Annotated in this window: 13 protein-coding genes; 6 read left to right on the top strand and 7 right to left on the bottom strand. The window is 61.8% G+C overall.

The window, feature by feature from the left end; translation table 11 throughout:
- Positions 1 to 804 precede the first annotated feature (804 nt).
- The 3 genes from IAE77_RS14590 to IAE77_RS14580 form a co-directional block, all read right to left on the bottom strand.
- Positions 805 to 2,040: a PQQ-binding-like beta-propeller repeat protein gene (locus IAE77_RS14590; RefSeq protein ID WP_294227681.1), complete on the bottom strand. Its 1,236-nt coding sequence runs from the start codon at positions 2,038 to 2,040 to the stop codon at positions 805 to 807.
- A gap of 148 nt (positions 2,041 to 2,188) precedes the next feature.
- Positions 2,189 to 4,231 carry a carbon starvation CstA family protein gene (locus IAE77_RS14585; protein ID WP_294227679.1) on the bottom strand — a complete coding sequence of 681 codons (2,043 nt, stop codon included), beginning with the start codon at positions 4,229 to 4,231 and terminating at the stop codon, positions 2,189 to 2,191.
- Between the two features lie 78 nt (positions 4,232 to 4,309).
- A complete protein-coding gene (locus IAE77_RS14580) occupies positions 4,310 to 5,236 on the bottom strand; it encodes a ThuA domain-containing protein (protein WP_294227677.1) in 927 nt (308 codons plus the stop codon).
- 91 nt (positions 5,237 to 5,327) lie between these two features.
- Between IAE77_RS14580 and IAE77_RS14575 the strand changes: the two genes are divergently transcribed.
- Both IAE77_RS14575 and IAE77_RS14570 read left to right on the top strand, forming a co-directional pair.
- Positions 5,328 to 5,843, top strand: a complete 516-nt coding sequence (locus IAE77_RS14575) for a peptidoglycan endopeptidase (protein ID WP_294227675.1) — start codon at positions 5,328 to 5,330, stop codon at positions 5,841 to 5,843.
- Positions 5,844 to 5,858: 15 nt separating this feature from the next.
- On the top strand, positions 5,859 to 6,329 hold the full coding sequence (locus IAE77_RS14570) for an RNA pyrophosphohydrolase (RefSeq protein WP_294227673.1): 471 nt from the start codon (positions 5,859 to 5,861) through the stop codon (positions 6,327 to 6,329).
- A gap of 4 nt (positions 6,330 to 6,333) precedes the next feature.
- Here IAE77_RS14570 and IAE77_RS14565 read toward each other — a convergent pair whose 3' ends face one another.
- The 3 genes from IAE77_RS14565 to IAE77_RS14555 form a co-directional block, all read right to left on the bottom strand.
- The gene (locus IAE77_RS14565; RefSeq protein WP_294227671.1) at positions 6,334 to 6,777 is read right to left on the bottom strand and encodes a hypothetical protein; all 444 of its coding nucleotides are present in this window, start codon (positions 6,775 to 6,777) and stop codon (positions 6,334 to 6,336) included.
- Positions 6,778 to 6,818: 41 nt separating this feature from the next.
- The gene (gene recA / locus IAE77_RS14560; protein WP_294227669.1) at positions 6,819 to 7,904 is read right to left on the bottom strand and encodes a recombinase RecA; all 1,086 of its coding nucleotides are present in this window, start codon (positions 7,902 to 7,904) and stop codon (positions 6,819 to 6,821) included.
- A 131-nt stretch (positions 7,905 to 8,035) separates the two neighbouring features.
- Positions 8,036 to 9,031, bottom strand: coding sequence for a type II secretion system F family protein (locus IAE77_RS14555; RefSeq protein ID WP_294227667.1), 996 nt, complete (start codon positions 9,029 to 9,031; stop codon positions 8,036 to 8,038).
- Positions 9,032 to 9,127: 96 nt separating this feature from the next.
- Here IAE77_RS14555 and ribD point away from each other — a divergent pair, with 96 nt between their 5' ends.
- Positions 9,128 to 10,198: a bifunctional diaminohydroxyphosphoribosylaminopyrimidine deaminase/5-amino-6-(5-phosphoribosylamino)uracil reductase RibD gene (gene ribD, locus IAE77_RS14550; RefSeq protein WP_294227665.1), complete on the top strand. Its 1,071-nt coding sequence runs from the start codon at positions 9,128 to 9,130 to the stop codon at positions 10,196 to 10,198.
- Positions 10,195 to 10,734: an HAD family hydrolase gene (locus IAE77_RS14545; RefSeq protein ID WP_294227664.1), complete on the top strand. Its 540-nt coding sequence runs from the start codon at positions 10,195 to 10,197 to the stop codon at positions 10,732 to 10,734. Before ribD ends, IAE77_RS14545 begins: the two co-directional genes overlap by 4 nt.
- Here the strand turns inward: IAE77_RS14545 and IAE77_RS14540 are convergent.
- A complete protein-coding gene (locus tag IAE77_RS14540; RefSeq protein ID WP_294227663.1) occupies positions 10,731 to 12,143 on the bottom strand; it encodes an N-acetylmuramoyl-L-alanine amidase in 1,413 nt (470 codons plus the stop codon). The two genes, IAE77_RS14545 and IAE77_RS14540, sit on opposite strands and share 4 nt — an antisense overlap.
- A 155-nt stretch (positions 12,144 to 12,298) precedes the next feature.
- Between IAE77_RS14540 and gpmI the strand changes: the two genes are divergently transcribed.
- Both gpmI and IAE77_RS14530 read left to right on the top strand, forming a co-directional pair.
- On the top strand, positions 12,299 to 13,849 hold the full coding sequence (gene gpmI / locus IAE77_RS14535; protein WP_294227662.1) for a 2,3-bisphosphoglycerate-independent phosphoglycerate mutase: 1,551 nt from the start codon (positions 12,299 to 12,301) through the stop codon (positions 13,847 to 13,849).
- Positions 13,850 to 13,871: 22 nt separating this feature from the next.
- On the top strand, positions 13,872 to 14,351 hold the full coding sequence (locus IAE77_RS14530) for a hypothetical protein (protein WP_294227661.1): 480 nt from the start codon (positions 13,872 to 13,874) through the stop codon (positions 14,349 to 14,351).
- Positions 14,352 to 14,353 lie beyond the last annotated feature (2 nt).

Raw genomic sequence — 14,353 nt, 5'->3', positions numbered from 1 at the left:
GAGTCGGTGCCTTCGCGGAATCGGAATTCCGCGCTAGTGCGCTGTGGAGCGTCACGATCCTCCGGGGTGGAAGACCTCGGCCATCTGGAACCGTGTTCTGGGTGAGAACTTGAAGTAACTGCGTCGCCGTGAGGCGGGGTGGAGAGCAACGAAAGGAACGAACCTGACAGACGACAACAAAAGTGAACACGATTCGGCCTCAGTTACAAAACGGCGAGCCTGCTAGCAAATGGCGAAGCCCTGGTGCGTCCGCGCACCAGTCCGCGACGGGAGATACGGAACCTGTGGCGGGGCAGACTTGGGTGGTTGGTGGTCGTATGCCAGGGAAGGAACGTGCCGTAAACACAGGAGACCCGTGGGGGAGGACTGCGCCAAGCAGCCGTGCGGGAGTCAGAGCACCCATAGTAGCGATGAAGCGGGTAACGACCGTGGAGCGAAGGAGTGCAGGGAGGAGAACTCAAAGGCGTGGAGACGAAGCCACAAACATTGCGTTAGTGCCCTCTGGGCTGATCGGCGCAAGGTCAACAACCTGCTTTGGAAGCAAAGTCGCGAGTGCAGAACAGAGTCAAAACAAAGGCTTGCTGGCGGATGGATTGCCTCATGCGTCCTCTGGCGTCATGAACTGTCTGCCATCGAGAGGAGCAATCCTTGAGGCAGTCAATCTCCGACTGGAAAGCCGGATGCGGTAGAACCGCCTGTCCGGTTTGGAGGGAGGGGCGGCGCGGTCAACGCGCCGTTCCTACCCCTATCATCGCCGCGGCGCTCTTGAAACGACCCCCGACGGTCAAACGGTCCCCCACGAACTCACTTCTTGATCCGATACAGATTCCCCTCGGTGCGGATGAGGAGATCGGAATCGATCACGGCGTAGGAGGCCAGGGAGCGCTCGCCGAGGTCGTTTTGGGCGAGGATTTGGAAGGTCTTGCCGGGTTTCACGACGACTCCAAGACCCTTTTCGTCCTGCAGGTAGAGTTTGCCATCGGCGGCGAGGAGCGAGGCGGAGATCGGGCCGGTGCAGCGCTCGGAGTAGTGAATGGCGCCCGTTTTGGCGTCGGCACAGGTCAGGATGCCGTTGTCGGCCACGAAGTAGAGCTCATCGCCGATGACGGCCATGCTGGGATTGTGCGGCACCGCCTTGTCGATGGTCCAGGCGACGTGCGTCTCGGTCACGTCTCCTTTGCCGTCCACCTTGATGGCCTTGAGCACGGGTTTGTCGTAGCTGCTGGAGACGAACACCATGCCGTGCGCGTAAACCGGGCGCGGCACGACGGAATAGCCCTCGCCATAATAGCAGCGCCAGATTTCCTCGCCGGTCTTTGGATTGAGCGAGTTCACCACGCCGCTGCCGGGGGTGATGAGCTGCTTCTGGCCGTTCACGTCGATGAGGAGCGGCGTGCAGAAGGAGAATTTCTTCTTCGCGTCCGATTGACGGGCGAAGGCCCAGCGCTGTTTGCCGGTCTTTTTGTCGAGGGCGATGACCTTCGGTTCCTTTTCCGCGTCGGCGGAGAAGATGAGCAGGTCTTCACAGAGCACCGGGCTGCTGCCATTACCGTGCACGGGCGAATAGGCGAACTCCTGCGTGGCCCACATGGTCTCGCCCGTGGCCGCGTCGAGGCAGGCGGTGCCGAGATGGCCGAAGTGGACGTAGAGCAGTCCGTCCTCAAAGACAGCGGTTGGGCTGGCGTGGCTGTTTTTGCGATGTGCCCGCGGTGACTTGGCCTGGAACAGCTCCACATCCCACAAGGACTTGCCATTCGTCGCGTCGAGCGAGATCACGCGCAGCGAACGGTCCGCCGTGGCCTCCTCCTTGCCACTGAGGGACACGGCCGAGGTCAAAAAGATGCGCGTGCCGACCACCACCGGCGATGACCAGCCCACCCCGGCCACGGGTGTCTTCCACACGATGTTTGATGTGGGACTCCAGGTCAGAGGGAGGTTTGTCGCATCGGAATGCCCCTGGGCACCCGGGCCGCGAAATTCGGTCCAGTCAGCAGCAGAGAGAAGGGAAGTGGAGAGGAGAAGGGCGAGAGTGGTGCGCATGGCGCGCAAAGAACGCGGCGAGAAGCGGGGCGTTTGCAAAGAACGCGTCAGCGTTTTGGAGTGCGCCGGCCCTCCGGCGCTTTCGAAAGTCTCCAGGTTCACGGAAAGCTCCAGAGGGCTGGAGCACTCCAGGACGCTGACGCGACATTCACGTTCCTTCCGGCAGCGCCACGTAGGCTTCCTCATGCAGCACGGCCTTCTTCGAGCCGCTGAGGAGTTTGATCCACTCCATGAGGCAGCCGAGGAAGATGATGGCCACGGCGGCGAGGAAGAAGGCGGTGACAACCGTATCGACAGTGAAGTTGAACTGCTGCGCGGCCCATTCCTTGATCTGCTGCGGGGTGCCGCCGGCGGCGACCTTGTCCCCGAAGAACTTGGCGGCGGCGATGAAGCCCATCTTCGGGTCTTTGTCGAAGATCTTGATGTAGCCGGCGCTGAAGGTGGCGCTCATGAGAAACACGAGCGGGATGGCGGTGACGGCGAGGTAGCGTGCCTTGCCCATCTTGATGAGGATGGTGGTGCCGAGGCAGAAAGCGATCACGGCCAGGAGCTGGTTGGCGATGCCAAACAGCGGCCAGAGCGTGTTGATGCCGCCGAGCGGATCGACCACGCCTTGATAAAGGAAGTAGCCCCAGCTCGCGACGAGCAACGCGCTGGCGAAGACGTTGGCGGGCAGGCTTCGGGTGTTGCCAAGCGGCTTCCAGATGCCGCCGAGGAAGTCCTGGAGGATGAAACGGCCCACACGGGTGCCGGCATCGATGGTGGTGAGGATGAAGAGGGCCTCAAACATGATGGCGAAGTGATACCAGAAGCTCATCCAGCTCTCGCCAAAGGCGCGGGCGAACATCTGCGCCATGCCGACGGCGAAGGTCGGCGCACCGCCGGCGCGGCCAAACATGGTCTTTTCTCCAATGTCAGCGGCCAGCTTGTCCATGCCGGCGACGGTGACGGGGAATCCTGCCGCAGTGACCGTGCTGACGACCTGCTCGGGAGCCATGGTCTTGTTGATGCCGGCATTGATGGCGAAGTATTCGCCGGGTTGAAGCGCACAGGCCGCGACGAGCGCCATGAGGGCCACGAGCATCTCGGTGACCATCGCGCCGTAGGCGACGCTGCGGATGTTCGACTCGTTATCGAGCAGCTTCGGCGTGGTGCCGGAGGAAATGAGCGCATGGAAGCCGGAGATGGCACCGCAGGCGATGGTGATGAACACAAACGGGAACACCGTGCCCGCGAAGACGAGGCCGGTGCCGTCGATGAACTTGGTGAGCTTCGGCATGTGCAGTTCCGGAGCCACCCAGATGACCGCCACTGCCAGAACGGCCACCGTACCGATCTTCATGAAAGTGCTGAGGTAGTCTCGCGGCGCGAGGAGCATCCACACCGGAAGCACGGAGGCCGCGAAGCCATAAATCATGATCGCCTTGGCCTGCCACTCGCCTTTGTGGTCGAACCAGCCTTCGATGCCCCATTCATGGAGCCGGCTGCCGGCCCACACGCTGACGAGAAGTCCAACAATGCCGAAGATGGTCACATTGCGGACGCTGACTTTGAACATGGTGTGGGCCACGCCCATGATGAGAGCCAGGGGGATGGTCATGGCGATGGTGAAGAGGCTCCAGGGGCTCTCCGCCATCGCTTTGACGACCACGAGGCCCAAAACGGCGAGCAGGATGGTCATGATGGCGAGGATGGAGACCATCGCGACAATGCCAACGACCGGATTCACCTCTTCACGCAGCATCTGGCCCACGGACTTGCCGCCGCGGCGGATGCTGGCAAACATCACGATGGCGTCATGCACGCCACCGCCGAGCGTGGCACCGATCAAGATCCACAGCATGCCCGGAAGATAACCAAACTGCGCCGCAAGCACCGGCCCGACCAACGGTCCCGGTCCCGCGATGGCGGCGAAATGATGACCGAAGACAACCCACTTGTTCGTCGGTACGAAATCCTTGCCGTCTTTGTGCGTCACGGCGGGCGGGGCACGATGCGAGTCGAGCACGAGCACCTTTGTCATGAGCCACTTGCTGTAAAAGCGATACGCCACGGCAAACGAGCACAAACCAGCCACCACGAGCCAGAGCGCATTGATGGTTTCGCCTTTGTGAAGCGCGGAAAAGGCGACAGCGCCGGCTCCGAGGGCGGAAATGGCGATCCAGATGAGAATTTGCAGTGGTTTGGGCATGAGCTTGAAGAGTAGTCCAGTTGGGCTGCAACTGGAGGTTTGATGTGATTTAGAAGGACCAGTTGCGGCGCAACTGGACTACTTTTTTTCAGGCTTCGGCGGCGGCGGGGCGACGTAAGGCGGGTTGGTCATCGCGCCGGGCGCGGTTTCCTTGAGGTTCGGATAAACGTCAGCCTCGACATCGCCAAGAGCCCACTTGATACCGCCAATGAGGATGTCCTGGAAGATCGGGTTGGTCCAGACGTCCTCGCGGTGCCCCATGGCGGTGTACCAGACGCGGCCGTTTCCTTCCTTGCGTGCCCAGGTGCTGGGGTAAGCGGGGCGTTCGTATTCCTTGCCCTCCATGGCCGGGGCATCGATCACGCTGAGGACGTGGATGTCCGGCGTGAAGTCCTTCAGCGAGTACCACTCCTCCATGAAGCCGTAGGTCGCGCCGACTTTCTCGAAGCCGGGGAATTTCGCGTTGGTCACGGTGTTCTTCGCGTCCTGCTGCTTGCCGTGCTTGATGAACTCGCCACCGAGGAAGCGGACATACGCATCGGCCTTGTCGCCATGGTTCACATAACGGTCGGGGCCTTTCTGCGACTCGTTGTTGGTGTGGAAGGTGTCGCTGGCGGAATGCGTGCCGACAAAACCCTTGCCGGCCTTCACGTAGTCGAACAGCGCCTGCTTGCCCTCAGGGGACATGGGCGGGTTTTTGTCGGTGCCTTCACTGCAAAGATCACCGGTGGTGTAGAAGAACACGGCGTCGAACTGGGCGAGGTAGTCCTTGCTGAACTTGGAGCCGTCCTTCGAGAACTCGAAGTCCCAGCCGTTCTTTGCTCCGAGTTCCAGCAGCACCTTTTCGGCGTGGCTTGGCTGGCCGTTTTTCCACGAGATGACGCTGTGCTCGTAGCCGCTGGATTTCGTGAAAAAGAGGATCTTGCGCTTGGCGGACGGGGCGGAGAAGGCGGCTGCGCAAACGGCGGCAGCCAGGAGCAGTGGGGCGGCGAGACGGCGGAACATGGGACGGAGATTCTGGCGGTACTTTGAAAACAAGGCAAGACGGTGTTGCGCGCCTTGTCATTTCCAACGCCGTGCGTACGATGGCCGGCCCATGTCCCGACCTCCCGTTTTTCTTCTGCTGCCAGTGCTGTGTGTGCTGCTGTGCCAGTGCGGTTCCAAAGCGGGCAGCCGGTGGGAGTACAAGTATGCGCCGGGGAAGACGGCGATCATCATCGGCGGCAGGGCTGTGCCGCCTGCGAACGCCCCCGCGGATGTCCTGCGTGCGATCTCCGCCGGGAACCGCATCTGCACCAAGCCTTACCGCCGTGGCGGCGGTCACGGCCGCTTTGAAGACAGCGCCTATGACTGCTCCGGTACTGTGTCGTATGTGCTGCACGCGGCCGGAAAGCTGGATGAACCGACCGTCTCAGGCGCGTTCCGCGGCTTTGGCCGCAGTGGAGAAGGCAAGTGGATCACCGTGTATGCCCGCAAGGGCCATGTCTTCATCACCATCGCCGGCCTGCGGCTGGACACGGGATACAATGACCGGACGAGTGACGGCCCGCGCTGGAGCAGCCGCTCGCGACCGACCAAGGGTTACACGATGCGTCATCCGTCTGGCCTGTGATTTGCTGAAAACGTCATGATTCCCGCCGAAGCCATCGTCTATCGACCGAACGTCGCCGCCATCCTCCAGCGGGCGAATGGAGACATCTTTGTGGCGGAGCGCATCAACATCAAAGGCGCGTGGCAGTTCCCGCAGGGCGGCATTGACGAAGGCGAGGATGCCGAGACAGCCCTGTTTCGCGAACTGGAGGAGGAAATCGGCGTGAAACGTGGCTTGCTGGAGATTGTGCAGCGCCGTGATGGCTACCGTTACGCCTTTGCCAAAGGACGGCTGAAATACGGCATCTACGGCGGCCAGGAGCAGACCTACTTTCTCTGTCGTTTTGCCGGCGCTGACGAGGATTTCGACCTGGATGCCACGCATCGCGAATTCGCGAGCTTCAAATGGATCAAGCCGTCCGAGTTTCAGTTGGACTGGGTGCCCAAATTTAAGCGGAGCGTTTACCGGCAGGTGATGCTCGACTTTTTCAGCGTCGAGTTCGTTTGAGGCCTCAGTTCAGGCCAAACCGGCTCATCCAGGGCAGCGGCGTCTCGATCCAGCGCATGGTGGAGCGGACGGTGGGTTTCCCGGCACAGGCGGCGGCCATGTCCTCGATGAGCAGCGACACCTGGAAGCCGGATGATCCATCCTCACGCCGCCGGCCCGGGCATTCGACCACCAGGCCTTTCAGTGTGACCCATTCCTCCGTTTTGCCAGCGTCGTTTTGCAGTGCCGCAGGCAGCGTGGAACGATGAATCCGGACCTGGACCTCGGCTCCGATGTCAAATCGATGCCGCGTCCAGAATACCAAGCCACGGGTCGAAACCTCGCAGAGCTCGACGACAGCCTGCCTGCCACCGCTCTTCGACTGGGCATCGTTCGCGGAGGATTCCTGCTTTTGCTGGCCGTGCTTAGCCATACGAATCGCGGAGAGTGACCGCGGAAGGAGGCGCACGGCGCAGCGAAAGTCAAACGAGGAGGCTGGCGGCGGCCGGGTCACTCATCCGAGCCGGAAGCGCCGTTCTTCGCAGGAAGGTCGCCCTTCTTTTCGGCCAGTTTCTCCTTCACGGCGGCCTCGATCTCGCCATACACGGTGGCGTCGTTGCGCAGGACTTCCTTCGCGGCGTCACGGCCCTGGGCGAGCTGGGTGCCCTTGTAGCTGATCCACGAGCCGCGTTTCTGCAGGATGTCAAAATCCATCGCCAGATCGAGGAGGGAACCGACATTGCTGATGCCCTCATTGTACATGATGTCGAACTCAGCCTCGGTGTAAGGCGGTGCGAGCTTGTTTTTCACCACTTTGACCTTCGTCCGGTTGCCGGTGACGGTGCCGTCGGTGGTCTTGATCGCTCCGATGCGGCGGATGTCCACGCGCACGCTGGCGTAGAATTTGAGCGCCTTGCCGCCCGGGGTCGTTTCGGGGTTTCCGAACATGACGCCGATCTTCTCACGGATCTGGTTGGTGAAGATGACACAGGTGCGGGCTTTGGAAATGATGGCGGTCAGCTTTCTCAGGGCGGCGCTCATCAGGCGGGCTTGCGCACCCACGGTGCTGTCGCCAATTTCACCTTCGAGTTCCTGGCGGGTGACCAGGGCGGCCACGGAGTCGATGACGACCACATCGAGTGCATTGGAGCGCACCAGCGTCTCGCAAATGCGCAGGGCTTCCTCACCGCTGCTGGGCTGGGAGACGAGCAGTTCGTCCATTTTCACCCCAAGGCGGCGTGCGTAATTGGGATCGAGGGCATGCTCCACGTCGATGAAGGCGGCCAGACCGCCGGCTTTCTGCGCCTGGGCGATGCAGGTGAGAGTCAGCGTGGTTTTACCAGACGATTCCGGCCCGTAGATTTCAATGATACGGCCGCGGGCGAAGCCGCCAATGCCAAGTGCCTGGTCGATGAGCAGGTTTCCGGTGGGGATGACCGCGATGTCGGTCTTCTGCTCCTCGCCCATGCGGAGGATGGCGCCTTCGCCGTAGTCCTTTTGGATTTGCTGGATGGCCAGATCGAGGTTCCGGGCGCGGGCCTCGGCGATTTTGTTCGTGTTCGGCTCTGCGGCGGATTCTTTGGGGGCTCTGGCCATGGTGGGAGTGGTGTTGGGTGGTGAATGAAAGCTGTTCGGGCGAACAGAAAGCGCAATTCGGCAGCAGGGTAAAGCATTTTCACGGTCGGACGCGATTTATTTGCCCTCCGCTGCGGCTTTTTCGCCGGAGATCAGATTGCGTCGATCTGTTTCAGCATGCCGCCGTAGTAGCCAGCCACCATGTCGATGATCCGATAAGCCACATACAGCACCACGATGCCGTAGGCGATCTTTGGCAGCCACAAGGCCGCGCGCTGGATGGAATCTCCGGCCTCGATGGTCTCGGCGGCGGCCCAGCGGTTCATTTCGTGGTCCAGCGTGCCGGTTTCCTCTGCCGTGGCCATGCCATGCACGAACAGGAGCGGGAAACCATGCACATCTGCCATCGCCCCGGCGATGGTGGCACCGGCTGCGATCCGTTGCGCCGCATCCTGCGACGCTCGGCGCAGGACGCCGCTGTGCGAGGCGGCACCGGAGAGAGTCATGCATTCCGTCATGCGCATGGAGGCGAGCAGGCAGGCGTGAAACACCTGGGCAAAGCGGGCCAGCGCCCAATGCCTGCGCACGCTGCCGATCAGCGGGATGCGACCCAGCCAGGCATCGACCGCAGCCGATGTGGCTCCCAGACGTGACAGCCAGCGCCAGAGCAGGAAGGAGCTCAACAAGATCAGCCATAGCACGGCCAGCGGCATGAAAACCGCCCGCAGCGACCACGGCTCGCCTTGCAGCGAGGCGGTGACGATGGCGGGCAACTCCGGCAGCACGATGCCGAGGTGAGCGAGCACCAGCGGGTAAAGCGTTGCACCCAGCGCCTGGCGCACCGCCACGTCCCAAGCTTCGAAATAACGAGCGAGATGCCTGAAGCCATCCGCAAGACGTCCGCTGCGCTCCCCGGCGTCGATGAGGGCGAGTTCCAGGGCACCAGTGGAGCTGCCACATTCGCTGGTGAGCGATTCGGTCACGCTCTTGCCTTCGCTGAGCCCGCGTTGGAGTCCGAGCAGCCAGGTTTGCCGCGCGTGAGATGGCTTCTGTTTGAGCAGCAGGTTGATCGAGCGGTCGAGGTGGAAATCCGAGCCCACCAGCTTGGCCAGTTCGCGGTAGAGCAGGGCTTTTTCCGAAAGTTTCATGCTGCGCGTGAAACTAACGCCGCCGCTCTCAGGAGGGCGAGCACAAACTTCTTGCTTCTCCACCGCGAAGCCGTGCCTATGGTGCCTGCCTCCCACATGCCGCCGCCCTCTGACAAAAACGAGACGCCAGACCAGCGCTGGATGCATCTCGCTCTCGACCAGGCGCAGCGTGGTGTCGGTCTCACGAGCCCGAATCCGCCTGTGGGCGCGGTCATTGTGGCGCAGGGGAAGGTGATCGGGCAGGGATTTCATCGCAAAGCAGGCAATCCTCATGCCGAGGTGGAGGCGATCCGAGACGCCCGGCAGGTGAACGCGAAGCTGCTGCCGGGTTCGACGATTTACATCACGCTCGAACCCTGCTGCACGCATGGACGCACGCCGCCCTGCACAGAGGCGATCAAAGCCGCCGGGATCAAACGTGTTGTCTATGGAGCGCATGACCCCAATCCCAGGCATGCAGGCCGCTGCCGGGACATTTTCCTGCTCGCAGGCATCGAAGTCGTCGCCGGAGTGCTGGAGACCGAGTGCAAGGCCTTGATCCGGCCGTTCACCAAGTGGATCACCACCGGGATTCCTTATGTCATTGCCAAGGCAGGCCAGAGCCTCGACGGCCGGCTGACCCGGCCGGCCGGTGAAGGCCAGTGGATCACCAGCGACGCCGCCCGTGCGCATGGCCGCAGGCTCCGGCTGCGCGTGGATGCGATCATCGTGGGTGCCGAAACCGTGCGGAAGGACAATCCGCAGCTCAATCTGCGTGATGGCAGCTCTGGAAGCGGGAAGGTGCAGCCCTGGCGCGTGGTGTTGACCCGCAGTGGCGACATTCCGCCGCACTCGCACCTGCTGACCGATGAGTTCAAAGACCGCACGCTGGTCATGCATGGCGTCGATCTGCCTGAAGTGCTCCAGGACCTCGGCAAACGCGGTGTGATGGCTGTTTTGATCGAAGGCGGCGGCATCGTGCTCGGGCAGGCCTTTCGGGAAAGCCTGGTGGACGAGGTGTTTTGGTACATCGCGCCGCTGCTGTGCGGTGGCGGTCGTCCATCCTTGGCCGGTCCCCAGCTTCCACATTCCGTCGAGCTCCAAAACGTCACCGTCCGGCCGATGGGGGACAACGTGCTCGTGCATGGCTTTCCGCTTTGGCCGGGCGAAACCTCATCCTCTTCATGAATGGACGCCCCGCCGTTTTCTTTGACCGTGATGGCGTCGTGAATGTGTCGCCCGGCGCGGGCTACGTGCTGCGCTGGGAGGATTTTCATCTCGCACCGGGAATCGTCGAGGCGCTCGCTTTGTGCAAAGCCAGGGGCTACGCAACGATTGTCGTCACCAGTCAGCAAGGCGTGGGGAAGGGGCTCATGACGCAGGCTGCCCTGGACGACATTCATGCCCGCATGCAGGCGGAACTGGCGGCACATCAGGCTGCTTTCGATGGCATCTATGCCTGCACCCACCTCTCCGGCACCTGCACCTGCCGCAAACCGAGCCCGGAGATGATTGTGCGTGCCGAAACGGACCACGGCCTTGATTTGAGCCGAAGCTGGCTCATCGGCGATCACGACCGCGACGTCCAGATGGCGGTCAACGCCGGCGTGCCTCGCACAGTCCGCATCTTGAGCCACCACGAGCCGAAAGTGGCCGCCGACGTCACCCTCGAAGACACATCGCAACTCGCAGCGCTGCTGGAGGCGCGGCTTCCAGCGGTTTAGCGCTTCGCCATGGCCGATTCGAGCGCTTTGCGATAGTTCACCACGGCGTCGCCGATCGCGGCGGAGACCTGCTGGCGATAGGAATCCGAGGCGACGAGGAGGCATTCCTGGCCGTTGGTGACGAAACCGCCCTCAAAGAGAATTCCCGGGCGTTTGCAGCCGGTCAGCACGCTCCACTGAGCACGTTTGATGCCGCGATCCACGAACTTGAAGCGGCTGATCACGCTCGCATGCACGGCGGTGGCTAGCGCGATGTTCGCCGAATCCTGCTTGTTCCCAGTGACGCCGTTGGCGTTGAAGCCACCGCCGCGTGAGATCGTGGCGGCGGCGTTTTGCGGGGTGAGCGCCCAGGTTTCGATGCCCGTGGCGGCGGAACCACCTGAATTGAAGTGGAAGCTGAGGAAAATGCTCTTGGGCGTCTGGTTGGCGATCGCCACACGGCCGCCGAGCGTGATGAAGGTGTCCGTGCTGCGGGTGTAAACCACCTTGAAGCCGCGGGCCTTGCAGGCGGCGCCCACGGCGGATGCCATTTTGAGGGCGAAGTCCTTCTCGTAGCCATAGACGCCACGCGCGCCAGCATCGTGACCGCCGTGGCCGGCATCGATGACCACCGTGTCGAAGTATTCAGCGTTCTGGATGTGGCTGGGATACAGCACGGGGTCGATCAGCTTGCACAGGTCGAGCCGGGAGAAGAGCACCTGGCCGTTGTGCTCCTGGACGGGAAAGCTCAGGATGAACTTGATGTTGTTGATCAGCATCTCCTGGGAACCGACAGTGGCCTTCAGGATCAGCTTGGAGGACCCCAGCCAGAAGTGGGTGCCCTGCAGCCGGAAAGTGTTGAAGCCATAGACCGGATTGTAGAAATTCCGGATGCTTTCGGCGGTCACGTAGTCGCGTCCGCCGATCTTCACGATCTGCCAGCCGCCGTTGGCAGGAAGCACCGTCACTGCCTCGGACCTGGAGGAGGACCGGTCTCCAGCATCGGAATTGAACTCGCCTTCGCCACGGCGTGCCGTGGACGTCACGTCTTTGACCGGCTCGGTTTTCGGCTGCGGTTGCGGCTGGGTCTTGGCGGTGGCTTTGGATGAAGTTGAAGTCGCCGGCTTGTTCAGCTCCACCTTCTTCTTCGCGCCGCCGCCGGTGGTGGTGATGATCACTCGTGGTGGTTTGCCGCTCGTGGAGGTGGTCTTGGCCGGTTCAGACTTCGGCTTCGTGGCAGGAGCAGGCTTCGGGGCCGGTTTCGTCTCTGCCGCAGGAGGAGTTTCCTCCTTGCCGCCGCCGAAAAGCTTCTTGAAGAAGCCCGGCTTGCCGTCCTCGGCATGGGTGATGTCAGCCGACGCGGTGCCCAAGGCGGCCACAAGGATGGCGATGGCAGCCCGGGGAATTTTGGAATGCGGTCCGATGATCATGACGAATGGGCGACGAAGGTCGGGGGAATGACTGCCATTTTTATAGTCCGGGTCGGGCCCCGGCGCAAACGTTCTGAGCGGCCTTGTCTTTCGCGCTGTTGACCTTGATTCTCCGGGGGATTTAGGGGATGGAGCGCAGACACATCCCGTTTCTTATGGCCAAAAAACCTGTTGTTCTCATCATCCGCGACGGCTGGGGTATCAATCCCGGCGGCAAAGCTCTAGCTCAAGCCAATGGCGATGCCACGCTGCTCGCGAAGACGCCGTTTCATGATCATCTTTATGCCACGTATCCTCGCGGCACCGTCAGCGCCAGCGGCGAAGACGTGGGCCTGCCGGAAGGCCAGATGGGCAACAGCGAAGTCGGTCACCTGAACCTCGGCGCGGGCCGCATCGTCTATCAGGACCTCACCCGGATCAATAAGAGCATCCGCGATAGCGAGCTGGCAAAGATGCCCGTGCTCGTGGAAGCCTTCGAGAAAGCGAAAGGCAAGCGCCTGCACTTCCTCGGCCTCATCAGCGATGGCGGCGTGCATTCGCATCAGGATCACCTCGCCGCTTTGTGCAATGCCGCGAAGGCTGCGGGCGTCACCGATTTGATGGTGCATGCCATCACCGATGGTCGCGACACCTCGCCGACCGGCGGTGCGGCCTACATGGCGAAGCTGGAAGCCGATTTGAAGCCGAGCGGCGCGAAGATCGCCACGGTGATCGGTCGCTACTACGCGATGGACCGCGACAAGCGCTGGGAGCGCAACAAGCTCGCCTGGGATGCCATCGTGCTCGGTCGCGGTGAAGTGCGCACGGATCTGCCGAGCGCCGCCGTGCAGGCTGCGTATCCGAAAGACCCGCGCGGCGATGAATTCATGCAGCCGATGATTTTTTCCAATGCCAACGAGCAGCGCATCCGCGATGGCGATGTCATCCTGTGGTTCAATTTCCGCGCCGACCGCGCCCGCCAGCTCAGCGAGGCCTTCCTGAAGGCCGATTTCGTCGGCTTTGACCGCGAAGTGACGCCGAAGACCGGTTACTACACGCTCACCGAGTATGACGCGACTTACGTCGATCTCGGCGCTCGTGTGATTTTTGGCACCGAAAGCCTCAGCAACAACCTCGGGCAAACCATCGCCGCCGCAGGGCTCACGCAGCTTCGTGCGGCCGAGACGGAAAAATACCCGCACGTCACCTTCTTCTTCAACAGCGGCGTCGAGGAGCCGAATCCTGGCGAGGATCGCTACCTGGCCATTTCGCCCAAAGAAGTGCCCACCTACGACAAGAAGCCGCAGATGAGCGCTCCGGACCTCACCTTTGAAGTGCTGCGCCAGTTAGAGAAATACGACGCCGTCATCATGAACTACGCCAACCCCGACATGGTCGGCCACACCGGCGTCGTCGAGGCCGGCGTGCATGCCTGCGAGACCATCGACTTCGGCGTGAAGCTCATCGTGGAAAAAGTGCTCGAACTCGGCGGCAAGCTCTTCATCACCGCCGACCACGGCAACTGCGAGCAGATGCGCAACGCCGACGGCTCCCCGCACACCGCCCACACCACGAACCTCGTCCACGGCATCTACGTCGCCGCCGACGCCGCGAACTACACCGTCCACAACGGCATCCTCGCCGACATCGCGCCCACGCTGCTCGACATGCTCGGCGTGAAGCAGCCCGCGGAGATGACGGGGAAGAGCTTGTTGGTCAGGAAGTAAGCAGCCACCTCGCGTCGTCTCCATGTCCTTTCTTCTCTCCGAGCAACGAGACAAGGACTTCCAAGGATATTGGAGGCGATATGAGGAGTACATCGAATCTGTTCGCGACCGGATGCCACCGGGCGCGATGAAGCTCGCGTTGTCGGCCGAGTGGTATGACTTCCGTTGTCATCACTGTCCGCACGACGCCTGGCTTCAAGAATTCAAAATCACCGAGGGGGCGACCGCATCTGGCCCGAAGCGTGACAACTCCGCTGTGCTTACGCTGTTGGGCGCTTACCACGATGGACAGCTTTTGCTGCGTTACCCTCGTTTGATAAGCTTTAACATCCATGCGTCGGAGTTGAATGGAGGCTTGGGAGACTGGCGCTATGACGAGTTCCGACTCTCTACGAATGGAAACCTGCTGCATGAGATCGAATGGACCTCCGGTGCACGATGGTTAATCGAGGCAGACGATATCGAATTCCAATGGCAGCCGTTTGAAGCTGAGCCCGATTAAAC

This window comes from Prosthecobacter sp., assembly GCF_014879935.1.
In the GTDB taxonomy this organism is placed as follows: domain Bacteria; phylum Verrucomicrobiota; class Verrucomicrobiia; order Verrucomicrobiales; family Verrucomicrobiaceae; genus Prosthecobacter.
Note: the sequence above shows the minus strand (reverse complement) of the source record. Positions and strands in the feature narration are given on the sequence as shown.